Annotated in this window: 23 protein-coding genes; 10 read left to right on the forward strand and 13 right to left on the reverse strand. The window is 70.5% G+C overall.

The window, feature by feature from the left end; translation table 11 throughout:
* Nucleotides 1-40 precede the first annotated feature (40 nt).
* The 3 genes from ABIE38_RS16185 (at nt 41) to ABIE38_RS16195 (ending at nt 3,523) form a co-directional block, all read left to right on the forward strand.
* Nucleotides 41-988: a hypothetical protein gene (locus tag ABIE38_RS16185; protein ID WP_354058020.1), complete on the forward strand. Its 948-nt coding sequence runs from the start codon at nt 41-43 to the stop codon at nt 986-988.
* Nucleotides 989-1,549: 561 nt separating this feature from the next.
* Nucleotides 1,550-2,437, forward strand: a complete 888-nt coding sequence (locus ABIE38_RS16190) for a L,D-transpeptidase (RefSeq protein ID WP_354058022.1) — start codon at nt 1,550-1,552, stop codon at nt 2,435-2,437.
* 162 nt (nt 2,438-2,599) lie between these two features.
* Nucleotides 2,600-3,523: a L,D-transpeptidase gene (locus ABIE38_RS16195; protein WP_354058023.1), complete on the forward strand. Its 924-nt coding sequence runs from the start codon at nt 2,600-2,602 to the stop codon at nt 3,521-3,523.
* 27 nt (nt 3,524-3,550) lie between these two features.
* On the opposite strand, the gene ABIE38_RS16200 is transcribed toward ABIE38_RS16195, so the two are convergent.
* From ABIE38_RS16200 to ctaD, 4 genes are all read right to left on the reverse strand, one after another.
* Entirely contained in the window at nt 3,551-4,501 is a 951-nt protein-coding gene (locus ABIE38_RS16200; protein ID WP_354058025.1) for an esterase/lipase family protein, read from the reverse strand.
* Nucleotides 4,498-5,469, reverse strand: a complete 972-nt coding sequence (locus tag ABIE38_RS16205; RefSeq protein WP_354058027.1) for an esterase/lipase family protein — start codon at nt 5,467-5,469, stop codon at nt 4,498-4,500. Before ABIE38_RS16205 ends, ABIE38_RS16200 begins: the two co-directional genes overlap by 4 nt.
* The gene (locus tag ABIE38_RS16210; RefSeq protein ID WP_354058029.1) at nt 5,466-6,572 is read right to left on the reverse strand and encodes an NAD(P)H-dependent amine dehydrogenase family protein; all 1,107 of its coding nucleotides are present in this window, start codon (nt 6,570-6,572) and stop codon (nt 5,466-5,468) included. Before ABIE38_RS16210 ends, ABIE38_RS16205 begins: the two co-directional genes overlap by 4 nt.
* 88 nt (nt 6,573-6,660) lie before the next feature.
* Nucleotides 6,661-8,406: an aa3-type cytochrome oxidase subunit I gene (gene ctaD, locus ABIE38_RS16215; RefSeq protein ID WP_354058179.1), complete on the reverse strand. Its 1,746-nt coding sequence runs from the start codon at nt 8,404-8,406 to the stop codon at nt 6,661-6,663.
* Nucleotides 8,407-8,548: 142 nt separating this feature from the next.
* Between ctaD and ABIE38_RS16220 the strand changes: the two genes are divergently transcribed.
* The gene (locus ABIE38_RS16220; RefSeq protein ID WP_354058031.1) at nt 8,549-9,226 is read left to right on the forward strand and encodes a Crp/Fnr family transcriptional regulator; all 678 of its coding nucleotides are present in this window, start codon (nt 8,549-8,551) and stop codon (nt 9,224-9,226) included.
* Here ABIE38_RS16220 and ABIE38_RS16225 read toward each other — a convergent pair.
* The 3 genes from ABIE38_RS16225 to ABIE38_RS16235 are packed head-to-tail and all read right to left on the reverse strand — an operon-like array spanning nt 9,213 to nt 12,416.
* Entirely contained in the window at nt 9,213-11,234 is a 2,022-nt protein-coding gene (locus ABIE38_RS16225) for a M13 family metallopeptidase (protein ID WP_354058033.1), read from the reverse strand. The genes ABIE38_RS16220 and ABIE38_RS16225 overlap by 14 nt on opposite strands.
* Nucleotides 11,235-11,270: 36 nt before the next feature.
* A complete protein-coding gene (locus ABIE38_RS16230; RefSeq protein WP_354058035.1) occupies nt 11,271-11,855 on the reverse strand; it encodes a hypothetical protein in 585 nt (194 codons plus the stop codon).
* Nucleotides 11,856-11,903: 48 nt separating this feature from the next.
* Nucleotides 11,904-12,416 carry a DUF4395 domain-containing protein gene (locus ABIE38_RS16235; protein WP_354058037.1) on the reverse strand — a complete coding sequence of 171 codons (513 nt, stop codon included), beginning with the start codon at nt 12,414-12,416 and terminating at the stop codon, nt 11,904-11,906.
* 123 nt (nt 12,417-12,539) lie between these two features.
* Between ABIE38_RS16235 and ABIE38_RS16240 the strand changes: the two genes are divergently transcribed.
* Entirely contained in the window at nt 12,540-12,965 is a 426-nt protein-coding gene (locus ABIE38_RS16240; RefSeq protein WP_354058039.1) for a hypothetical protein, read from the forward strand.
* Between the two features lie 26 nt (nt 12,966-12,991).
* Nucleotides 12,992-13,681, forward strand: a complete 690-nt coding sequence (locus ABIE38_RS16245; RefSeq protein ID WP_354058041.1) for a pentapeptide repeat-containing protein — start codon at nt 12,992-12,994, stop codon at nt 13,679-13,681.
* Between the two features lie 18 nt (nt 13,682-13,699).
* Here ABIE38_RS16245 and ABIE38_RS16250 read toward each other — a convergent pair whose 3' ends face one another.
* Entirely contained in the window at nt 13,700-13,972 is a 273-nt protein-coding gene (locus ABIE38_RS16250) for a hypothetical protein (RefSeq protein ID WP_354058042.1), read from the reverse strand.
* 205 nt (nt 13,973-14,177) lie between these two features.
* Here ABIE38_RS16250 and ABIE38_RS16255 point away from each other — a divergent pair, with 205 nt between their 5' ends.
* Nucleotides 14,178-15,212 carry a glycoside hydrolase family 25 protein gene (locus ABIE38_RS16255; protein WP_354058044.1) on the forward strand — a complete coding sequence of 345 codons (1,035 nt, stop codon included), beginning with the start codon at nt 14,178-14,180 and terminating at the stop codon, nt 15,210-15,212.
* Nucleotides 15,213-15,225: 13 nt separating this feature from the next.
* Here ABIE38_RS16255 and ABIE38_RS16260 read toward each other — a convergent pair whose 3' ends face one another.
* The 5 genes from ABIE38_RS16260 to trmB form a co-directional block, all read right to left on the reverse strand.
* Complete coding sequence (locus ABIE38_RS16260; protein ID WP_502914798.1) at nt 15,226-15,588, reverse strand: DUF3054 domain-containing protein; 363 nt, start codon at nt 15,586-15,588, stop codon at nt 15,226-15,228.
* 5 nt (nt 15,589-15,593) lie between these two features.
* A complete protein-coding gene (locus ABIE38_RS16265; RefSeq protein ID WP_354058048.1) occupies nt 15,594-16,898 on the reverse strand; it encodes a lysylphosphatidylglycerol synthase transmembrane domain-containing protein in 1,305 nt (434 codons plus the stop codon).
* 64 nt (nt 16,899-16,962) lie between these two features.
* Nucleotides 16,963-19,488, reverse strand: coding sequence for an MMPL family transporter (locus ABIE38_RS16270; RefSeq protein WP_354058050.1), 2,526 nt, complete (start codon nt 19,486-19,488; stop codon nt 16,963-16,965).
* Nucleotides 19,489-19,500: 12 nt separating this feature from the next.
* Entirely contained in the window at nt 19,501-20,175 is a 675-nt protein-coding gene (locus tag ABIE38_RS16275; RefSeq protein WP_354058052.1) for an NYN domain-containing protein, read from the reverse strand.
* A gap of 37 nt (nt 20,176-20,212) precedes the next feature.
* Nucleotides 20,213-21,013: a tRNA (guanosine(46)-N7)-methyltransferase TrmB gene (gene trmB, locus ABIE38_RS16280; protein WP_354058053.1), complete on the reverse strand. Its 801-nt coding sequence runs from the start codon at nt 21,011-21,013 to the stop codon at nt 20,213-20,215.
* Between the two features lie 146 nt (nt 21,014-21,159).
* Here trmB and ABIE38_RS16285 point away from each other — a divergent pair, with 146 nt between their 5' ends.
* Genes ABIE38_RS16285 through ABIE38_RS16295 form a run of 3 tightly spaced genes read left to right on the forward strand, consistent with a single transcriptional unit; the run spans nt 21,160 to nt 23,560 of the window.
* Complete coding sequence (locus ABIE38_RS16285; RefSeq protein WP_354058054.1) at nt 21,160-21,810, forward strand: hypothetical protein; 651 nt, start codon at nt 21,160-21,162, stop codon at nt 21,808-21,810.
* Nucleotides 21,807-23,150, forward strand: coding sequence for a hypothetical protein (locus ABIE38_RS16290; protein ID WP_354058056.1), 1,344 nt, complete (start codon nt 21,807-21,809; stop codon nt 23,148-23,150). The genes ABIE38_RS16285 and ABIE38_RS16290 overlap by 4 nt, the downstream gene beginning before the upstream one ends.
* Nucleotides 23,147-23,560: a DUF6802 family protein gene (locus ABIE38_RS16295; RefSeq protein ID WP_354058058.1), complete on the forward strand. Its 414-nt coding sequence runs from the start codon at nt 23,147-23,149 to the stop codon at nt 23,558-23,560. The genes ABIE38_RS16290 and ABIE38_RS16295 overlap by 4 nt, the downstream gene beginning before the upstream one ends.
* Nucleotides 23,561-23,621: the final 61 nt, after the last annotated feature.

Below are 23,621 nucleotides of genomic sequence, written 5' to 3' on the forward strand. Positions count from 1 at the left end.
CGGGATCAGGGATCGAACGCCGACGTCGTAGGATCGGCCCATGCGATCGCAGCGACCCCGTCCCGGAACGGGGGGACGAATCGCCCGGGGGTTCGTGGCGTCGGCGGCGGTGGTGGCCGTGTCGGGGTGCTCCGCGCTCGGCTTCTCCGACGCCGGCGAGACGGGTCCGCCTCGGATCTCACCGGAACCCCGGCCCGACATCGCCGCGGCGATGGTGGAGGGTCGCCCCGATCCCGACGTGCGGTTGAACGCGTGTGAGCTCCTCGACCTGACGCCCGCCGAACTGATCGAGCTCACCGATGCCGATATGCCCGAGATCGAGCCCATAGGCTCCGGCGACCTGGGGCTGATGTGCACCTACGGCGGCCCGGGGTCACCGGAGTTGTACGAGATGCAGCAGGCGGAGGCGGACGCAGAGGCAGAAGCCGAAACCGAGGCCGAGAACGGGGCCGACGACGAGTCGGAGACGGGCACGGCGACCGGGACGGCGGACCCCGGGGACGGGACGGGCGAGGAGCCGGAGACCGTGGCGGGGGCCGACACCACCACGGAGGTCAAGCCCATGCCCACGACCTCGCCGACGACCACCCGGACCACCACCGGTGAGCGCGACGAGATACCCGACACCTTCGCGGCCGGGGTGGTCAAGCCGCGTGGGGGCCCCCAGGCCGCACTCCGCGGCCAGCCCGCGATGTTGGGGGTGCGGTACGCGTGTTCGGAGATCCGCGGAGGTGACGCGGCGACAATCGAGGATGCACCCCCGGCCGCGCCCGAGGCCCCCGCTCCGGTCGAGCCCGAACTCGACACCGCGTACATCGACTGCGTGGCCGCCCCGACCGGCGGGGGCGTCGAGGTCCACACGATCCTCATCGCGGACAACGACCTGTGGCACATCACGCTGATCAGCCCGGAGACGCCGCGTTCCCCCGATGCCGAGGCACGGGCGCTGGAGGGTCTGCGCAGGGTCGCCGAGCACATCCTCGACTGAACCCGGGCCCGCCCGGCACAGAAATGGGAAACGGCGCCGGAGCCCCTCAGCATCCGACGCCGTTCCCTCTTGCGGACTGCGCATCGCGCCTTCCGGAATCCACGCTCGCCTCGGAAGGCGGCGGGCCGGCACCCCCCCAGGTGCCCCGGTATACATACCGGCCCCTCCTCGTGAAGTGACAGCCCCTCGTCCGCACTTCACCTCGCCACCGCACCCCCCGGCCGGTGACTGGAAAGACTCTATGTTGCACCCGCGACGCAGGCAAGGCCATGATCTGCGGTTCTTCTGTTGACTTTAGGTCAATAAGTGGAGCCGGGGGATCTACCAGCGGTTCTGCGAGCGCCGATACCAATGAACATTGGAACGGTGGCCCGTCGGCCCGGGGACGGTGCGTATCGGACCCACGAAGCCCGGTCGGCGCAACGGGTACCCGGCCGCCGGGGTCCGAGGTATTGTTGCCGCTGTTGCCTGTGTGACGCATGTGATTCTTGTGAGTCGCGTCCCGAATCAACCCGCCCGCACCATCACCGCCGCCCGCCTGCCCGCGGCCGAAGGAGAACGATGTCCCGCCGATCCCGCTTCCTCGCGACCCTCCTGGTCACGACCGGCCTCGTCGTCGGCCTGGCCCCCGCCGCGTCAGCGCAGTCCGTCGCCTTTCCCGGCCTGGAGTCGGCACCACTCCCCCAGCTGCCCGGGCTGGCCTCGCAGCCCGTCCTCACGATCCCCGTGCCGGCTCCGCCGCGCCCCGCCGTGGAGCCGGTGTCGTCGGTGTACCCCACCCGCGACGAGACAGTGGGCGTGGCGCAACCCGTCATGATCCGCTTCGACCGCCCCGTCGCCGACCGCGCCCGGGCGGAGGCCTCCGTGGGGATCCGCACGGCACCGGCCGTCCAGGGCAGGTTCTACTGGGTCGGCGACACGGAGCTCCGCTGGCGGCCACACGAGTTCTGGCCCGCGGGCACCTCGGTCACCGTGTGGGCCGGCGGGCGGGAGAACACCTTCCGCACCGGCGACGCCGTCGTCTCGACCTACGACGACGCCACCCACCTGGTCACCGTCACGCGCAACGGTCAGGTCGTCCGGACGATGAGGGCCTCCGCGGGACGGGACTCCTACCCCACCCACAACGGTGTCTACTACAACGGCTGGCGCGCCCGGGAGGTCCGGATGGATTCCTCCACCTGGGGGCTGTCCAGGACGGCGGGCGGCTACGACACGACCGTCGAGAACGGGGTGCGGTTGAGCTATGACGGCATCTTCATCCACTCCGCCCCGTGGTCGATCGCCGACCAGGGTGTCCGCAACGTCTCCCACGGCTGCATCAACCTCAGCCCGGAGGACGCGGCCTGGTACTACGACAACACCCGCAACGGCGACCCGTTCATCGTGGTGGGCGGCCCGGGACGGCAGTTCGGCGAGTTCGACGGTCAGGGCGACTGGAACTACTGATCCGGCTACCGGGCCGACCACCGAGCCGACCACCGGGCCGGCCACCGGGCCTTCCCCCGCGGGTCGGGGTGAAACACAATCGATATGGCGCACGACACCCTAAGAGAGTCCTCCGCCTAGGCTGAGAGGTACCCCTCGTCTCCGTCGTCCCCAGGAGTAGCAATGACCCGTTCGCCCCGGATCCCGGTCCTCGCCTCGATCCTCGCCGCGGCTGCCCTCGTCCTGGGGCTCGCCCCGGCGGCGAACGCGCAGTCCGTGATGCCCCCGAGCCCGCCCGGTATCCCCCAGTTGGAGAACGCGCCCCTGCCCACCCCGCTCATCCCGGGTGTCGGGGCGATGCCGGTCCTCACCTACCCGGTGATCGGTCCCGACCGGCCCGCGCCCGAGTACGGCGACGTCAACGTCTTCCCCACGCAGAACGAGATCGTCGGCGTGGCCCAGCCGGTCATGTTCTTCTTCGACCGACCCATCGCGGACCGGGCCCGCGCAGAGGCCACGCTCGGCATCCGCACCGAGCCCCCGGTGGCCGGGAAGTTCTACTGGGTCAACAACTCCGAGGTGCGGTGGCGTCCGCACTCCTTCTGGCCGGTCAACACCTCGGTCACCGTCTGGGCCGGCGGCAAGCGGCAGCAGGCCTTCCGCACGGGTGACGCGCTGATCGCGGAATACGACGACCGCACCAAGCACATCACCGTGACGCGAAACGGCCAGCACGTGCGCACCATGCGGGCGTCGGCGGGCATGCGCGGCTGGGAGACCTACAACGGCGTGTACTACACGGGCCAGCGTGGCCGGAGCGTCCGGATGAACTCGGAGGCGTTCGGGCTGCGCATCGAGAACGGCGGGTACGACTCGATCGTCAACGACGCGGTCCGGATGAGCTACGACGGCATCTACATCCACTCCGCGCCGTGGTCGATCGCCGACCAGGGTGTCCGCAACGTCTCGCACGGCTGCATCAACATCAGCCCCGAGGACGCCCGCTGGTACTACGAGAACTCACGCAACGGCGACCCGATCATCGTCAAGAACGGACCCGGTCGGCAGTTCGGCGCCTTCGACGGCCAGGGCGACTGGAACTACTGACGCGGGACGCCCGGCCCGCAACGCTCGCTAGCGCAGTGGCACGGGCGCGAGCACCCCGACGACGCCGTCGGCGGGAACGCAACGCGGTGGAGCGGACGCGACACCGCCCGCGGCGGCGTGCGTGCCGCCCAGAGCGTCGGTGACGAGGTCCACGGCCCGCGGCGAGGCCAGGACGGTCAGGTGCCCCGAGCGGTCGACCTCGCAGCCGTCCTGGAGCAGGACGACCCGCAGGTCGACGAAGTCCGGCACCACGGGCGCGGTGACGGGGCCGGTGAGCTCGTCGTAGTCCGAGACCACGGCGACGTACCAGACCCCACGCGCGAACGGCACGCCCTCGTCGCCGAGCCACGCGAGGGTGGCCTCGGCGTCACGCTGCGCGGTCTCGGCAGACAGCACCCCGAACGCCTCGGTGACGAACTCCGGCGGTCCCTCTCCCGATCTCGCCGGGTCCACGCCCAGCGTGACGACGGTGCGTACCGCGTCCCTCCGCGTGGTGGCGGTGACATAGGACGCGATGATCGCGCCCTGCGAGTGCCCCACGAGGTCGACCTCCGGGGCTCCGGTGAGTGCGCGGACCCGGTCGATCTCGGCGGCGAGCTGGGGAGCCGACGCGCCCGTGAGCGAGTCGAACCCCCCGGTGGAGCCGAGCCCGGGCGGGGCCCCGACCGTCGGCGCCCACACGCAGTAACCCTCGGCGGCCAGGGCGGCCCCGAAGGTGGCCCACGAGTTGCCGCCGTTGAGCCCGGTGCCGTGGACGAGGATCACCGGAACGGGATGTCGGGCGCTCGGACGGCAGTCGTCACGATTGACCCCGGGCGGGTCCGCGAGCCCGTGGGTGAGCTGGTGGGCCGCTCCGTCCCACCAGCGCCACGGGACCTGGGCCGTGGTGGGAGACGCCGAGACAGATCCGGGCGCGACTACGAGGAGCGCGGCCGCGACGAGTCCCGCGATCCCCGGAGCCGCTCGTCGTGCGGTCATGAGCCCGGTAGGGCCGGGATCGGACCCAGGTACGGGGCCACCGCCTCGCAGCGCGGAGCACGAGGATTGGCCGGATCGAGCGCGTTCAGCACGAAGTCTGCGGTGCGCGGGTCGGAGGCGATCGCGAGGTGCTCGGCCTGGTTCTGCTCACAGCCGTCCTGGATCACGACATTCGTGGTGAGCGGCCCCGGCACGAGACCCGAGGTGTACGGCGTGACCAACTGGTCGTAGCGGGTCACCGCGTTGAGGTACCGCACCCCGGGGGCGTAGGGCGACCCTCCGCTCCACAACAGCTGGAGCACCTCGGAGCCCGGGGACATCTGGGACAGGGCGGGGATCTGACCCAGTTGGTCCGAGACTCCTGGAAGGTCGTCCAGAGACCGGCGCATGCCACCACCGGAACCCTCCCACAGCGGGGCGATCGAGGCGACGGTGTTCACCTTGCCCGGGCGTCCGACTTTCGCCACCAGACCCGAGACGATGGTGCCCTGCGAGTGGCCGACCAGGTCGACCTGCTGGGCCCCGGTGGCCGCGAGCACGCGGTCGACGAACTCCCCGACCTGCGGCACCGAGACCTCGGCGATGTCGGACAACCCGCCCAGCTCGTTGACCGGCCACGGGACGTCCGGCAACGCGCCGTAGGTCAGCGTGAACACGCAATACCCCTCGTTGTGCAGCAGCGGGCCGAAGGTCGCCCAGTTGGTCACGGCGCCGCCTGAGGTGCCGTGCACCAGGACCACCGGACGGGGCTTGGCGGGCGAGGGACGACAGTTCCAGTCGTTCGCGCCCGGCAACGTGGCCCCCGGCTGCGTGATCGCCATTGCGGCGCCGGTGAGAAAGCTGTAGGGCACGGGGAGCGGGGCCCGGGCGGTCGGGTCCGTGGCGTGGGCGGCGCCCGCGCCCGTCAGTACGAGGGCTGCCGCAGCCAGCGAGGCCGCTGCGGCGCGGGCGGCACCGATTATGTTCATTGGCTTATTAAGCCACGTCCGGTGATCATCGGCAGGTCCTTTGCGTAGACCAGCCCGGGCTCCGCCGCGACCACGGCCTCCACCGAGTTGACCAACCTCATCGCGGTGACGAGCATCCCCGACTGGTTGTGGTCACCGTGCTCGGCGTGGTGGGTGAACTCCACGCGCATGGCCGGCTCGCCGAGGATCTCAACGCGGTAGCAGCCGTCACCGTGGTCGGGCCGCGGCCAGTCCGGGGCCTGGTCGGTGGCCGTGCGGGTGACGTGCTCCAGCACGATGCGGTCCTCGCCGTCGACCTGTCCCACCACCTCGAACCGCATCGCCGCCTGGGTCCCGGCCGGGACCTCGCACGCCAACAGCGACAGGTCCCGATCCGCGGGCAGCCGCTCGTGGCGCTCGATCAGCGGCTCGTCGAGCGTCACCTCCAGCGCGGCGGCGAGCTGACGGACCACCGAGCCCCAGCCGGCGGCGAGCATCCCCGGCCGCAGCAGCGGCGGGAGCGTGTCCATCGACCGACCGAAGCCGAACAGCCGCCGCATGGTCTCCCCCTGGTGGTACACCGAGTAGTCGGCGATCTCCCCCACCCGGATCAGGTCGATGCGCCGGGACAGGCTGGTCATGACCAGCGGCAGGACGTCGTTGGCGAAACCCGGGTCGATTCCGTTGACGTGCAACGTGGCGCCACCCTCGCGCGCGGCGTCCACGAGCGGGTCGATCATCTCCTCCGGGAGGGTCCCGTGCGGGTACTGCAGCAGTACCGGGCCGGAGGCCACGACGTCGATACCTGCGCGCAGGAAGCCGCGGAAGTCCTCGATCGCCGGCATGAAGCGGGCCTCGGTCTCGGCGGTGTACACGATCGCGTCCGGTTCGAGCGCGAGCAGCGCCGCCCGGTCGTCGGTCGCGATCACCCCCAGATCCCGGTCCAGACCGGCGAGCCGGCCCGCGTCGATGCCGACCTTCGCGGGATCGGAGACGAAAACGCCCACCAGCTCCAACTCGGGCCGGGAGTCGACGGCCTCGACCGCCATCCTGCCCAGATATCCCGTCGACCACTCCACGACCTTGATCGACACTTCTCCGCCCGACACATCCCGGATCGTCATGTCCGGACAGTAGCCGCTCGCATGACCTGCCAAGACCGGGTTTCACCCATCAGTCAGATCAGCGCTCCGCAGCAGCCCTTCTACGACATCAACCCCTCTGCGGGGACGTTCCGCGCTCGGCGACGTCCTTGGCCGCGTCGGGATCCTGGGAGCCCGGCCGACCGCCGACGTGGGCCTCCGCACGCATGCGCTCGCTCATGTGCGGGTAGTGCAGTTCGAACGCCGGGCGCTCGGAGCGAATCCGGGGCAGGGTCACGAAGTTGTGACGCGGCGGCGGGCAGGAAGTCGCCCACTCGAGCGAGTTGCCCGCACCCCACGGGTCGTCGACCGTGACGATCTCACCGTAACGCCAGCTCTTGATGACGTTCCAGATGAACGGCAGCATCGCGATGCCGAGGATGAACGAACCGATGGTGGAGATCTGGTTGAGGACCGTGAAGTTGTCCGTCGCCAGGTAGTCGGCGTACCGGCGGGCCATGCCCTGGTTACCGAGCCAGTGCTGCACGAGGAACGTGGTGTGGAAGCCGATGAACAGCAGCCAGAAGTGCCACTTGCCCAGCCTGTCGTCGAGCATCCGGCCCGTCATCTTGGGGAACCAGAAGTACACGCCGGCGAAGGTGGCGAACACGATCGTGCCGAACAGCACGTAGTGGAAATGGGCCACGACGAAGTACGAGTCGTGCACATGGAAGTCGATCGGCGCCGCGGCCAGCATGATGCCCGTCAGGCCACCGAAGAGGAAGGACACCAGGAACCCGAGCGCGAAGACCATCGGCGTCTCGAACGTCATCTTCCCGCGCCACATCGTGCCGATCCAGTTGAAGAACTTCACGCCCGTGGGAACGGCGATGAGGAACGTCATGAAGGAGAAGAACGGCAGGAGCACGGCGCCGGTGACGAACATGTGGTGCGCCCAGACCGCCATGGACAGCGCGGCGATCGCGAGGGTCGCGAAGACCAGACCGGCGTAGCCGAAGAGCGGCTTGCGCGAGAACACCGGCAGGATCTCTGTGATGATCCCGAAGAACGGCAGCGCCAGGACGTACACCTCGGGGTGACCGAAGAACCAGAACAGGTGCTGCCACAGGATCGAACCACCGTTGCCGGCGGAGAAGATGCGGCCACCGAACTGCCGGTCGTAGAAGACGCCGAGGGCCGCGGCGGTGAGCAGCGGGAAGATCAGCAGGATCAGGACTGACGTCACGAGGATGTTCCACGTGAAGATCGGCATCCGGAACATGGTCATACCCGGTGCGCGGAGGCAGATGATCGTGGTGACGAAGTTGACGGCGCCGAGGATGGTTCCGATACCGCCGATGCCGACGCCGAGGATCCACAGGTCCGCGCTGACCTGCGGCGAGTACTCCTGGCTGGCCAGCGGCATGTACATCGTCCAGCCGAAGGAGGCCGCACCGCCCGGGGTGAGGAAACCGGACATCACGACGATGCCGCCGGCGGTGAACAGCCAGTAGCCCAGAGCGTTCAGTCGCGGGAAGGCGACGTCGGGGGCGCCGATCTGCAGCGGCATGATGTAGTTCGCGAACCCGACCACTATCGGCGTTCCGTAGAACAGCAGCATGATCGTGCCGTGCATGGTGAACAGCTGGTTGAACTGCTCGTTGGACAGGAACTGCATGCCCGGGATGAACAGTTCGGCCCGGATGAGCAGGGCCATGAGCCCGCCGATGAAGAAGAAGACGAAACAGGTGACGATGTACATCAGGCCGAGCAGCTTGTGATCGGTCGTCGTCATCATCTTCCACACGAACGACCCCGGTCGGCCTGTGCCGGTCGGGGCGCCCGGTGGATGGTCGAGATCATCGGCCGGACTCATGGGCGGGACGAGTACCTCTGACATGTTCTCCCCGATCGTCGGTGGATCCGAATCTAGGGAGCCGCACCGGCGAGCGCATTGATCTACGTCAACATCGGGTGAGGTAGGACACACGGGGCGGTTCCGGGCCACACTGGGAGACATGACCGCTCACGGGGACGGCTCCGGACTCGCCGGTTCCGCACTGTTCGCGTCGCTGCCACCGCGCTGCTGGGCCTACCTGGCCGACTCCTCCCGGACGATGGAGGCGCGTCCCCGTTCCACGGTGCAGCTGGCCGGGGAGCCGGTGAGCCGACTGGTGGTGATCGTCGCCGGCGCCCTCCACGTCATCCGGGAGGACCGGTCCGGCCGCCAGCGGCATGTGAGGATTCTCGGGCCCGGCCGTCATCTCGGCCTCGTGGAGTTCGCACTGGGCTGCCCCGCTCGTCACAGCGTCGTCGCCGCCGAGTCGACGACACTGGCCACCGTCTCGCATGACGCCCTGCGCGCGGCGGCCGCGGCGTGCCCGGTCCTCCACGACTCGATCAGACGAGCCCTGGCCGAGAAGGTGGTCGAATGCGAACAACACCTCGATTCGCTCACCTCGGAGGACGTGTCGACGCGGCTGGTGTCCTACCTGCTCTCACTGCCTGCCACGCCCGGCCAGGACGGGCGCCCCCGGGTGCGACTACCTGTCTCCCAGTCCGATCTCGCTTCGCATCTGGGGACCACGCCGGAGACACTGAGCCGCCGCCTCCACGAACTCATCGACTCCGGAGCGGTCGAGCGGGTCGCCCGCCGCGAGTTCGTCCTCGAGCACGGTCGACTCACCAGATGCTGACGCGCTCCTCGGGGGCGAGCCACAGTCCGTCACCCTCGGTCACCCCGAACGCGGCGTGGAAGTCGTCGAGGTTCCGCACCACCTGGTTGCAGCGGAACTCCGGCGGGGAGTGCGGGTCCACGGCGAGTCGACGGGCGGCCTCCTCGGCGCGGGTCTTGGTGCGCCACACGATCGCCCAGGAGGTGATCAGGCGCTGGATGCCGGTCATACCGTCGATCTCCGGACCCACCTTTGTCCCCTGGGCCGGCTGCGCGTCGGAGCCCTCCCCGGTCGACCCCTGCGCCAGCCGGTAGGCCAGCAGCGCGATGGTCAGTCCGCCGAGGTCGCCGATGTTCTCCCCCACCGTGAAGGCCCCGTTGACGTGGTCCTTCGCGGGGTCCAGACCGTCCGGGGTCAGGCCCTGGTACTGCTCGATCAGCGCGTCCACGCGGGTGGAGAACGCTGAGCGGTCGTCGTCGGTCCACCAGTCCACCAGGTTGCCGTCGCCGTCGTACTTCGACCCCTGGTCGTCGAAACCATGGCCGATCTCGTGGCCGATCACCGCGCCGATCGCCCCGTAGTTGGCGGCGTCGTCGGCGTCGGCGTCGAAGAACGGGGGCTGGAGGATGGCGGCCGGGAACACGATCTCGTTCATCACCGGGTTGTAGTAGGCGTTGACCGTCTGCGGGGTCATGTGCCATTCACCGCGGTCGACCGGGCCGCCGAGCTTGCCCAGTTCGTAGCGGTGCTCGAACTCGGCGGACCGCCTCACGTTCCCGAGCAGGTCGTCCGGTCGCACCTCGAGCGCCGAGTAGTCGCGCCACTCGTCCGGATAACCGATCTTGGGCACGAACGCCTCGAGCTTCTCCTGCGCCCGCTCGCGGGTCTGGGGAGTCATCCACGGCAACCGCGCGATGGAGTAGCGGTAGGCGGCGGTGAGGTTCTCAACCAGTTCCACCATCCGGGCCTTGTGGCCGGGCGGGAAGTGCCGGGCCACGTACTCCTTTCCCACCTCCTCGCCGAGGGCCCCCTCGACCGCGGCGACGCCACGCTTCCACCGCGCCTTGATCTCCTCCGTGCCGGACATCGCGGTGCCGTAGAAGCGGAAGTCCTCCTCCACCAGGTCGCTGGTCAGGTAGGGCGCGCGCGAGCCGAGGACCCGCCACCGCAGCCATTCCTTCCACGTCTCCAGTGGTTCGGTCGACCAGAGTTCGGCGACCGCGGTGAGGAAGTCGGGCTGCATGGCCACGAGGCGGCCGAAGGTCTCCTCCGAGCCGCCCACCTCACGGGCCCAGTCATGCCAGGGGAATCCGGGCGCCAGGCCGGGGAGCTCGTCCCAGGTGACGGGGTTGTAGGTCTTGTCGGCGTCGCGGCGGGCCACCACATCCCAGTGCGCGGAGGCGATGCGGGTCTCCAACGCGACGATCCGCTCGGCGCGGGTGCGGGCGTCGTCGTTCCCCGACAGTTCCGCGAGCACGAGCATCCGCGCGATGTGGTCCGTGTACTGGTCGCGCAGCTCCGCGTACTGCTCCTCGCGGTAGAAGGACTCGTCGGGCAGTCCGATGCCGTACTGCACCAGGTAGAGGATGTACTCGGTGGAGTTCTTGGCGTCGTTGTTGACGTAGGCGCCGACCAGTCCGCCGACCCCCACCTTCTCCAGTCGCGCCATGGCCAGGGCGAGCGAGTCGGCGTCGGTCGCGCCGTCGATCTCGGCCAGGTCGGGTGCGAGCGCGGCGACGCCCGCGGCCTCGACCGCGTCGGTGTCCATGAAGGAGGCGTAGAACGCACCGATCCGCGAGTCCACCGGGGCGTCGGTGATGATGTCCCGCACCCGCTCCTCGGACAGGTCGCGCAGGGCGAGGAACGCCCCGTCGATAGGCCGGTCCGCGGGGATCACGTGATCGCGGATCCAGGTGCCGTTGACGTGTTGGTAGAGGTCGTCCTGGGGACGGACATCCCGGTCGACGTACTGGAGGTCGAGGCCCGAGGGGCGCGAGTCGTCGGTCGTGGTGATCTCGGTCGCTGTCATGCGACCAGGTTACGGAAAGGTCCGTCGACCGGTCCCTCAGTAGAAGCCGTTCCGGGCGTTGTGCTCCTTGGCGCCCGAATAGGCGTCGACCATCCCCCAGACCCAGAACCCGAGCATGATCGGGATCCCTATCAGGACCACTGACAGCAGGATGCCGAGGAAGTAACCGGCCATGATGCCGATCCCCTTGCCTGCCTGGCCGTTGATCAGCGTGCCCAGCCCGGGCAGGAAGAAGGACAACACCAGCGAGAGCGCCGGTTCCTTGCGCGACGCCCCGTGATTCGGCGCGTAGGGGTGCATCGCGCCGTAGCCCGGTGAGCCGTAGGGCTGCACGCCGTAGGGCTCCATGCCGTAAGGCTGGTTCCCGAACTGCTGGGCCCCGTAGAAATGGGCGCCATAAGGCTGCTGGTCGAACGGCTGGTGCCCGAACGAGGTGGTCTCGTAGTTCTGCTCACCGAAGGGCGCGGACCCGTAGGGCTGCGTCCCGTAAGGCTGTGTCCCGTAAGGCTGTGTCCCGTAGGGCGAGAACTGGTCGCCGGAGTTCGACGGGGTGCCGTACTCCGAGCCGTAGCCCCGGGGGTCGTCGCCGTAGGACTCGTGGTTCTCGGACGGGGAAGTCATGTCCTCCACAGTAACGCGGTCGAACGGTGCCCCGGTTGCGAGCAGGTCTCAGTTGCGCGCGGTCATCCCGGGCCGGGCCCAGATGTCGGCGCAGTCGACACAGGCGTCCTCCGACACGACACCGACCCGCTGCAGTTGGCCGTACATCCAGCACCCCAGGCAGAACCCCAGGGCGGCCTCGGCGAGAGCGGCGGCCACCAGCACGCCCAGGACCACGACCCCTGCCGACGTCAACCCGCCCAGGAACAAGCCGAGCGCGACCGAGGACATGACCAGGCCGATCGTCTGGGCGAACCGCTTGGGCGCGCCCGCGACCAGCTTGGGCTCGGAGCTGACCCTGGGCGCCAGCACGTGCACCGAGAGCCTGCCGAACGGTGAGTATCGCGGCCCTCCGGCCACCCGGAGGGCGAAGCCGACGACCAGTGCCGCAGCGAGCCAGGTCTGCGCCGGCGGCGGTGCGAGCATCGTCACCACCGCGAGCGTCACGACGAGCCCGGCTGTGCACCGGGCGGCATAGTCGTTGACGACCTCCGGGAACGCGAACACCTCTCGCAGGCTCACAACCGACCTCCTCGACCTCTCGGTACCGTGCGTACCGCCACTCTGCATAGACAGATCTGTCTACCCATGCCTCGAGGGTACGCCTGACACCGCGAAAGTCCCAGCCCGGATATCCTGCGGGGCATGGCGCACCGGAGAGCAGCGGCCCAGCAGCTCGGGCGCGCGGTCGTCGCGGGTGTCGGACTCGCCCTGGCCGTCGGCGCCTGCGGGCAGGCGGACCCGGGCGGGTCACCCGCGACCACCGCCGGACCGGGCACGCCCACCACCACACCGAGCGTCGCCGCCGGGACGCCCGCCCCCTCGCCCGGGCCGGACGCCACACCCGGGTGCGAGGTCCTGGTCGGACCGGTCCACAGGCTGGTCACCGGTCAGGTCGACTCCGGAGTCGGCTCCGAGGAGGTGCGGCGGCTGGCCGACGGCGTCGAGGACAACGCACTGTCCACCGTGGCGAGCCGGATCTCGGGCCTGGTCGTCCAGCAGCCCGCCGTCGACCCCTCGACCGTCGACGCCCAGTGGGAGCAGTTCGCCCGCCTCTGCGATCTCGACTGACGTACCCCGCACCTAGGCTGGCGGCCGTGCCCCCACCGCTCAGACGCCGATCCGGCTCACCCCGACCGCCCGCCGCCCCGTCACTGCCGCGGCGGGAGCAACTCCGGTCGCCGCGGTCCGAACTCGAACCGGACGGGTTATGGGACGGCGTGTGGGCCACCGCCGAGGACGCCCCTCCGCCCGACGAGGGGGCGGCGCTGATCGGCGGCGCGGAGATCCGAGAGTCGACACTGGAGGGCATCAGACTCAGCAGCGCCAGGGCCGACTCGCTCCGTCTCACCGACGTCGTGGTCAGCGGCTGCGACCTGTCCGGGATGGTCGCCGACGGGGCCACGTTCACCCGGGTCAGGTTCACGGGGTGCCGGCTCACCGGCCTGGTCCTGTCCGACGCCAGACTGACCGACGTGTCCTTCGAGGACTGCCACGCCGACATGATCAACCTGCGGATGGCCCGGCTCCAGAGGGTGCGCCTGTCCGCCACCCGCTGCAGGCAGGCGGACCTGCTGGAGGCGCGGGTGGCTGATCTGTCGACCGACGGCGCCGATCTGCGGGGCGCGAGCCTCGATCGGGCCACGTTCACCGCGGCGGACCTCAGGGGTGCCGAGCTGGAGGACGTGCGGGGAGCGTCCGCGCTCCGGGGGGCGATCATCTCGCCGGAGCAGGTCCTGGGGGTCGGACTGGCACTGATCGGCGAAGCGGGGATCAGGGTCGAGTAGGCGCGATCGGGCGACCGGTCAGGGCAGGTGGGAAGCGGCGTCGCGCCACTGGTTGACGGCCCGGTTGATCACTGCCTGGAGACGGAGGACCTGGTCTCGATCCGTGAGCGCGATGCCGTCGACCCCCGTCCGCAGGACGAGCTCGGGCACTCCGCGCCCGGCACCGTTCTCGTCGAGCACCGCCTTCTCGACCACGGTCACCTCGAGAACCGCGTCGTCGGCCGGCCCGTCGACTTCGGCGACGAGGTCATGACGGTATCGAGGGGTCGAACAATCTACTGCATCGGACACGAGGGGACTCCCGACTGGAACGGTGGGGCGACTCCAACAATAGAGGCGGGAAAAGAACCGATCGCACCAGTGGGGCAGCGTGTTACCGGTTGTGACGGATCCGTGACCCACACCACCCCCGGGCGCGGCGGCACCGGAAGAAGAAATCGTCGCAAAGTTGCGCGAGTTGCTTGTGTGACAGGTGTTACTACTCGATACTCACCCCATGACACCAGCCGGTCAGCCAGCCCGCCGTGCCCTTCTCCCCCGCCTTCTCGTGGCCCTCGCCTCCGCGGCGGCTCTGGCTCTCGGACTCCTCGTCGTCGTCATATCCCCCCGGGCCGACGCCGTCATCCCCCTCTCCCCCGTCTTCGACGGGCTGGCCCGCGGCGTCGACTCCTCGAGCTGGCAGCACCCGCACGGCGCGCCGGTCGACTGGCACGCGGCCGCCGCGTCCGGCCAGTCCTTCGCCTTTATCAAGGCCACCGAGGGCACCGGCCCCGCGAACCGCTACTACGAGGCCGACGTCGAGCAGGCCCGGGCATCCGGCATGGCCGTGGGCAGCTACCACAAGGCCCGCCCCGCGATGGATCCCTCCGTCCAGGCCCGCGCCTTCGCCACCCGCCTGCAGTCCGTGGGTGGCGCCCAGCTGCCGCCGGTGCTCGACATCGAGACCGACGAGGGCAAGAACCCGGAGGAGCTGATCGAGTGGACGCAGGTCTTCCTCACCGAACTCCAGCACCTCACCGGCCGGACCCCGATCATCTACACGTACCGCTTCTTCTGGATCGACCGGATGGCCAACACCACCCGGTTCTCCGAGTACCCGTTGTGGCTGGCCGAGTACGGGGTGCCGGAGCCCACGCTCCCCGTGATCGGCGGGTGGAGCGAATGGCTGTTCTGGCAGAACTCGGAGACCGGCGAGGTGCCGGGCTTCGTCGGCCCCGTGGACCTCAACGTCTTCGCCGGGACGCGCGAGGAGCTCGGGGCGTGGATGGGCCCGGTCACGCCGGGTGAGCCGCCGGCACCCGAGCCGGCCCCCGCCCCGGAGGCCGCTCCCGCGCCGGCTCCCGAGGCCGCCCCCGCGCCGGATCCCGCACCCGTCCTCGATCCCGCCCCCGCCCCCGTCCCCGGAGGACGCGCGGAACCGGTCACCATCGTGGTCCCCGAGGGACTGCCCGCCCCGGACGGCGTCCGGCTGCCCGAGACCGTCACCGTCCCGGCCCTCATGCTCGACCAGATCCCGCCCGAGTTCCGCTAGGGGTTCTGAGGAGCTAGGCCGCCCGGCGGCGGGACACCGCCGCGCGCAGCGCCCGCCAGCCCAGGAGGAACACACCGGTGGCGATCGCGGCCACCACCATGAAGCTCCAGTGCGGCACCCGCCCGTCACCGATCCCCCGGATCAGCATCCCGCCGACGAGGGTGGAGATCCACACCAGGACGCCCGACCGGACGGTCGCGGGATCGCGGCGCGTGGCGAGCACCACGATCCACCCCACCACCAGGCCCACCAGGAACGGCCACGCCGTTCCCCACACCTGCCCGATCCCGAGGCCCTCGGAATGGGCGCCGCGCCCGAAGGTCGCGAACACCCCCACGAGCACGGCGTCCAGCAGGAACATCAGCGGCAGGGCCACTCGGATCACAGGTCCCTCTCGTCACGGTGCTCGCCGCCGCCCAGCGAGCAGGAGGCCTCACCATCCGCGGCGTCCCGGGTCCCGTCCTCCCGGACGCGCAGGAGTGGGATCGGCCCGGAGTCGTGGGGCACGGTGGCACGCCACGGCGTGCCCCTCATCGGCCACATCGCGGCGAGTCCGGCGGGCGGGGCGGCGACGGCCGGACGGTCGGGGTCGAGACGGGGCGACGACGAGGCGTCCTCGCGTGAGGAGTCGTCCTCCCCGGGTGTGGCATCAGGATCGACGTCCACCGCACCGCGGTAGAAGAGGAAGAACACAACCCACCCGGCCAGAGCGATCAGGACGAAGCTCACGATGCGGTAGAGGAACACCGTCGCGAACGCCTGGTGCGCACCGAGCCCGCCCGCGGTGAGGGCGGTGATGAGCGCGAGCTCGACGGTCCCGAGTCCGCCGGGGGTGATCGGCGCGGACGCCACGATCTTGCCGGTGACGTAGGCGATGCACAGGCCGCCGATGCTGGGCTGGGCGCCGACCGCGTGGGCCGCCGCCCACAGGCAGCCGATATCCGCGACCCAGTTGAGCAAGGAGAACGCGAAGGCTTTGGAGAGCTGCGACTTGGACAACTCCACTGCGTCGGCCTGCGACACGACTTTGCGCACCGCGGCGGCACCGTGGTCGGCGGGCCTGCGCCGCCGGGCGTTGACCCACGCCAACAACGTCAGCAGGGCCTCCTCGATCCTGTCGGGATTCCGGGCGGCCCACTGCACCACCACCACGATCGCCACGAGGCCGACCGCGGACAGCATCAGCAGGAACGGGTTGGACACGCGGCCCACCAGGAAGAAGCCCATCAACGCGAGGAGCACGATCCCCACCGTGGACAGCACTCCGGAGATCACCAGTTGCCACGACGCCACCACCCGGGTCGCGCCCCACTGACGGGTCTTCCGGTAGGTCAGGGTGGTTCCGAAGACCTGACCGCCGGGGATGCAGGTCGAGAACGCGTTGGCGGAGAAGACCAGGCCCACGCTCTCCCAGTACCCCACCTTCACGCCCGCCGACCGCAGCAGTACCTTCTGCACCGAGCCGTAGCTGGACATGGAGAGGTAGGAGAACACCAGCGCCACCGCGACCCAACCCCAGTGCGGGCTGGTGACCGCCGAGAACCCCTCCGCGAAGAACGGCATCTGACCGCGGAGCCAGTAGAGGACGAACCCCAGGACGGCCAGGGTCGCCAACGCCTTGAACCAGGGGTTGACCAGGACCACCCGGACACGACGGCGCAGAACGGCGCCCCGGGTCCCCTTCATCCCGCCACCATAACCCGCAGAACGGCCGCGGCCCAGGTTCACACTCCGGAGGTCGGGCCGGGCCTCACGCGTCGCGATCCCGTTCCCTCTCCCTCTCCCTCTCCTGCCGGAGCCGGGCGATCAGCTCCGCCGCGGGGATCTTCTCCCCGCCGCCCCCGTCCCGACGACGGTGTTCGGGCCGGGGCGCGGGCCGGAGTTCGGGCTCGGGCTCGGGCTCGGGCTCGGGCTCGGGCTCGGGCTCGGGCTCGGGAACATGGTCCGGCTCGCGCTCGAGGACCCCCACCGCCGATCCCGGCGCCTGCGTCCCCTCCGCCACGGAGGGTCCGACAGCGCTGCTCCCCGCGACAGGCCCGGCGGGTGCGGTGACAGGAACGCCCGTCTCCGTGCTCCGGCCCGCTCCCGCCGACCCGACCTCGGCCGGGCCGCCCTGCAGGTGCTCGGGCTCATCGCCGATCTCGGCCTCGCCCAGGCCGATCCGCTCCTGGACCCGCTTCATCCACCGCGGGGCCCACCAGTTGTCGGTGCCCAGCATCTGCATGACAGCGGGCACAAGCAGCATGCGGATCACCGTGGCGTCGATGATCAGGGCGGCGATCATGCCGAACGCGATGTACTTCATCATCACGATGTCCGAGAACGCGAACGCCCCGGTCACCACGATGAGGATCAGCGCGGCCGAGGTGATGATCCGACCGGTGTTGGCCACGCCGCTGCGGATGGCCTCGGCGGTCCTGGCGCCCCGGGAACGCGCCTCGACCATCCGGGAGACCAGGAACACCTCGTAGTCGGTGGACAACCCGTAGATGATCGCCATGAGCAGCACCACCACGGGCGAGGTGAGCGGCCCCGGTGTGAAGCCGAGCAGGTCGGCGAGGTGCCCGTCGACGAAGATCCACGTGAGGATCCCGAGCGTGGCACCCAGGCCCAGCAGGTTCATGATCGCCGCCTTGATCGGCAACACCAGCGAGCCGAACGCCAGGAACATCAGGATCGTGGTGGCGACCAGCACGTACAGCACGAACCACGGGAGCCCGTCGACCAGCGCGTCGACAGAGTCGGACTCCATGGCGGGATTGCCGCCCACGTGGACCTCGGTGCCGGCGGGGATCGGGAACTGCTGCAGGTACTCGACGGTCTCGGTGGGCGAGTTGCGATCGACCAGACCGGACTGCAGGACCACCACGTCGCGGCCCTGGTCGTCCTGTTGTCCGGACCGGGCGAACTGGAACGGGCCGGTCAGCCCGGGTGCGTTGTTGGCCTCGGCGCGGATCTGCGAGAGCGTGGTGCCGTCCGAACCGATCACGACGAGCTTGACCGGGTCGGTGCGGGTGCCGGGGAAGTTCTGGTCGTACTGCTCCTGCGCCACGCGGGTGGTGTTGTCCGGCGGGAGGTAGGTCTCGTTGATGCCGCCGAACTTGACCCCGGAGAACGGGATGATGAGCGCCACGAGGACCACCACGACGGGCACCGCCACCGCCACCGGGTGCTTCATCGAGAAGTCGGCGACCCGGCCGAACAGCCCGTTCTCGACCTGCTCGCGGGTGCGGTGCCGCTGCAGGCGCTTGATGCCGAGCATGTCCACGCGGTGCCCCAACATCACCAGCACCGCCGGGAGCAGCGTCACCGACAGCAGCGCGGCCAGGATGACGGCGGCGATCGCCCCGTAGGCCACCGACTTGAGGAAGTCCTGCGGGAAGATCAGCAGCCCGGACAGGGTCACGCCCACCATGACGGCCGAAAACACCACGGTGCGGCCGGCCGTGGCCACGGCTCTGCGTACGGCGACGACCGGTGGGTACCCCTCGGCCATCTCCTCCCGGAACCGGCTCACCACGAACAGCCCGTAGTCGATCGCCAGCCCCAGGCCGATCAGCGTGACCACGTTCTGGGCGAACGAGTTGACCGGAACCACCAACGACAGCAGGTGCAGCGCACCGATCGACCCGAGGATCGTCAGGATGCCCACGGCCACCGGCAGGAACGCGGCCACCACGCCGCCGAACACCACGATGAGCAGGACGAACACCAGGGGCAGCGCGATGAGCTCCGCACGCACGAGGTCGGCGTCCATGCCGTCCTGCAGCGCTCCTGCGACCGCCTGGACACCGGCGACGTCGGTCTGGATACCGTCGACGTCGATCCGGTTCTCGATCACCCGGAAGTTCTGGAGGATCTCCTCCTCCTCGCCCGCCAGCTGGATCGAGGCCACCGCGATGCCCTCGTCACGGTTGACCAGGGCGGGCGACTGGTTGTAGACGAAGCTGGTCACACCGGTGACCTCGTCGGGGAACTCGTCGCGGATCGTGTCGAGGGAGGCCCGGACGGGGTCCTGGAACGCGGGATCGTCGACCGTGGTGCCCTCGGGGGCGTGATAGGTGACGACGACGTCGCCGAGCGCATCGCGCCCGTACGCCTCCTGCTCGAGCCGCTCAGCGGTCGCCCACCCGCTCTTCGGGTCCTCGAAGCCCCCCTGACCGAAGGCGTTGCCGAACATGCTGCCCGCGACGCTGAGGACGGCCATGACCAGGACCATGAAGACCAGGACGAGGACGCGGCGGCGGGCGACGAACCCGCCGAGTGAGTTGAACACGGCTACGCGCTCCTAACGCGAGTTGAGCAGGGCGGTGAGCGGCCGGAGCGGCTGCAGCCAGGCACCCTCGTCGGGCAGGTTCTCCAGGCTGACCCTGGGCAGGGGCTCCCGGAACACGCCGGGGATGTCCTCGAGGTCGAGGAATCTGATCGTGTCGTGCTGGACGGCCCAGGTGGCATGCTCCCGGAACCCGATGACGGTGACGGGGACCTCGTCGGCGAGCTCCTCCAGCGGCTCGCGGAACGCCTGGCCGTCGGCGGAGGCCACCACGACGCCGGCGAGCCTGCCGGACTCGGCACGACGGTCGATGTGCTCGAGCATGTCGTCGTCGACATCGGAGTCTTCGCTGGTCTTGGGTTTGGCGAAGACGGCGAAGCCGACGTTGCGCAAGGCCTCGACCCACGGGCGGACGTTGTCCGAGGTGCCCGGGACGATATTGGTGAAGACGGTCGCCTCGGCCTCGAGGGTGTCGTTGGTGGTCACCGACAACTCGGCCGCGTACCCGAGCAGCCACCGCCCGAGCGCGTCGAAGCGGGGGCGGTACACGGCCGTGGGACGGCCGCCGAGGATCGAGCCCAGGCCCATGTCCACGTTGGGGGCGTCCCAGACGAGCAGCACCAGGCCCGGCGCGTCGGGCGGCACCACGTCGGAGATGTCGTGGTCGTCCGGTCCGTCAGGTGGGGTCATCGTCTGCTGCCTCGGTCTTCTTGTAGATACGGGGTTGTCAGTCTCTACGACGCCAGAGGAACTCGTTGATCACTCGCTCCTCCTGCAGACCCTTGCCCTCGAACTTCGTCACGGGTCTTTTCAGACTGAACGGTACGTGTACGGCCCCGGTCGTGGCGTCGAGCCGCTCGAGTGAGGGCTCCGCGTCGCCGGTCTCGGCGATCCAGTCGGCGTAGTCCGCGTGGTCGGTGGCCACGTGGAGCACACCGCCGGGACGGAGGCGCGAGGAGATCAGTTCGAACGTGCCCGACTGCAGGAGCCGCCGCTTGTGGTGGCGGGCCTTGGGCCACGGATCCGGGAAGAACACGCGCACCCCGGTCAGGCTCGCCGGCGCGATCATGTTGGTCAGCACGTCCACCCCGTCGCCGCGGATCATCCGGACGTTCTCGAGACCCTCGCGCAGGATCATCCCCAGGAGCTGGGCCAGACCCGGCTGGTAGACCTCCACCGCGATCACGTCCACGTCGGGTTCGTCGGCCGCCATCGCCGCAGTAGACGTCCCGGTCCCGGAGCCGATCTCGACGATCAGGGGCGCGACGCGACCGAACAGGGCCTGCGGGTCGACGAGGTCGTCCGCCACGTTGCGGCCGTAGGTCGGCCAGTGCTCCTCCCAGTTCCGCTGTTGCCCCGGACGCAGGGTGCCGCGCCGGAACCGGTAGGCCGTGACCCTGGGGAACAGACGCGGGTCGTGGTCAGGGGTCGCACCGCCCCGGGTGGCGCCGTCCTGGGCACCGCCGTCCTGGGCGTCGCCGTCCGGGGTGTCGCCGTCCGCCGGTCGGGGGCTCTCGCTCTGGTTCACCCGGTCATCATCCCGTAGTCGGCGGCCCGGGTCCGAATCCGGTGGCCGGGCGGGGCGCGCCCCGGGACGACGGGCACTGCCCGGGATACCCGCCGGAGCCAGGGGAAGGTCTTGCCGCCGCAGCCCGGCCGGGACACCATGACCCCGTGCCGATCGTGACCCACGACACCGCTCCCCGTCCCACGGCGCGGCCGCCGATCGCCGACCCCGTCTCCCGGGTCCGGCGGATCGTCGGCTCCGCGCGGGAGCACGGGGCCGACCTCGTCGTGGGCGACGGCCTCGGCGAGCTGGAACTCGCGCTCGCCCGCGTCGACGCGCCGGCGGACATCCGTGTGCGCGGCGGTCTCGGGTCGGGCCGACGCACCCTCGCCACGGCACTGCGCACGCGCAGAGGGTGGCGTCCAGCGATCGACGACCTGGACGTGCTGGCCACACACGGTGGCGCGGTGGGCACGCCACCCGACGTCGAGATCGTCTGCCTGCGCACGGCGCCGTGTCGGCACGAGGAGGCCTGGGTGCGGCGTGCTCGGGCACACCCGCTCCTCGTGGTGGCCACCGGCGTCGACGAGGCCGATCCGCCCCGGTGGGCCCGTGGGCTCCCCGCGGTGGACGCGCGACGGGCGTCCGACGGGTCTCTCGACGTCGTGGTGTCCTTCCTCGACCGGGCCCTCGAGGGACTCACCGCGGTCCGTGTCGCCCGACTCGAGGCGGAGCTGGAGAAGCTCTCGGTCCACGACCGGGTCGGCGACCTCGCCGAGGCCGCGTTGTGCGCGCTCGACCCACAGGGCCGCGCATGAGCGCGATCCCGCCGGCCGCGGGCGGGCGGGCCGTGCGGACCGTGGCCGTCCTCGGTGCGCGGGACTCCGCCGTGCCGGTCGTGGCCGAGGCGCTCACCGCGGCCGCCGGTCCGACCGACCCCGACAGCGGCCGCGACATCCGGGTCGTCGTTGACGCCGGACCCGACGACCGGCCGGATGCCGCGGTGCTCGTCGTCGACGCCGTCTGCCCCATCCGGCCCGACGACCTCGAGGTCGCCCGCGGCGTGGCCTCCCGCGTCCCGCTGGCGGTGGCCCTCGCCGGGGGCGTCGACACGTGCGACCCCGAGGCGTTGTCGGAGACCCTCGACGTCACCACCCGACGACTCGCCGAGGCGGGGGTGACGGCGCCGCTGCGGGTGGTGGACTCCGATCCCGCCGGCGCGGCCGCCCTGCTCGCGGCAGTGCTCGACACCCCGGCCGGTCGAGCGACGGACCGCCGCCCGGGCGGGGCCGCGCACGGAGGCGGGACCACCCGGACCACCGCACCGGACCCCGCCACGGACACCGTCGACTGGCTCCTCGCGCGCCGCACCGAGGCGATCACCTCGCGCTCCCAGTCGCTCCGACAGGACGTGCAGGCACTGCGCATGGAGGTGGTGCAGGACCTCCACCGTTCGATGCGTGACCTCGGCTCCCGCGCGCGGGAGGAGCTCGCGGCCGCACCGCGATCCCGGGTCGACGGGATCGTCCGGGCCCTGGCCTCCGAGGCGGACACCGCGGTCGCGGGGACCATCGCGCGCGCGGACCGTCGCGCGGATGCGCTCGTGGCCCGCCACCTCGGGGCCGCCGCACCCACGACACCGCGGATCCCCGCACCGTCCGGCGGGATCGCCCCGGGTCGTCCGCCCCGCAATCACGGCGAGGAGGCGCTCGTGATGATCATGGGTGCGGCCGGCGGGACCGGAGTGGGGCGCATGCTCCTGTCCCCGCTCGCCGAGATCCCCGGACTGGCGGCGGTGGTGATCCCCCTTGCGTTGCTCTGCGGTGTGGCGCTCGGGTGGACCACGGTCACGGTCAGGCGGACTCAGACGGTGCGGACGCACACGGCCGCCGTCGTGACCGAACGACTGGCCGCCCTGCGCGCGGAGGTCGAACAGTCCCTCGGCGCCAGGATCCTGGCCGCGGAGGCCACCATCACGGACGGCTTCGCCCATGACCCGGGCCCACGGGTCGGCGACCTCGAACGCCGTATCCGCCGGTCACGGCTCACGAAGAGGGCACCCGCACCCACCCCGACCACCGCTTCCGCGGCTACTGTTGCGGGGCCCGCAGGCACTCCCCCGCCCGCCCTCGCCACCCCAGGGAGCCCCTCGACATGACCGATCCCTTCCCCGGTTCCGATCCGACCGACTTCAGCGCCAGACCCGACGTGTGCGGTCTCGACGGCGCCCCGCTCGCCGAGGCCTCGTCCCTGGGCCTGCACGTCCCGGTCGGTGACGGCGTCCTCGATCTCGGTTCTCCGGAGGCGGATCTCGACGGCGACGGTTTCATGGAGGCCGTCACCCGGGGGGACGGCCGGGGGCTCACCGTCTACACGGACGTCGACGGCGACGGGACGGTCGACCACGTCTCGACGGTCCGGTTCGACGGCAGCTATGACTCCTGGCGACTGGCCAATCCCGCGGAGGGGGTCCCGTTCGGGGGCTTCACCAACGAGGCCCGTGCCGGGTCTCCCGACTCGTCACCGACCCCGGCCCGGTGGGAGCGCATCGACCACGGCCACATCTGAAAAGTTGAGGCATTGCTCACGTCGGGGCCACGATCGGGGCCCGGAAAGCGGCGGGACCATC

The sequence above is a fragment of the Dietzia sp. 2505 genome (assembly GCF_040546785.1).
Classification (GTDB): domain Bacteria; phylum Actinomycetota; class Actinomycetes; order Mycobacteriales; family Mycobacteriaceae; genus Dietzia.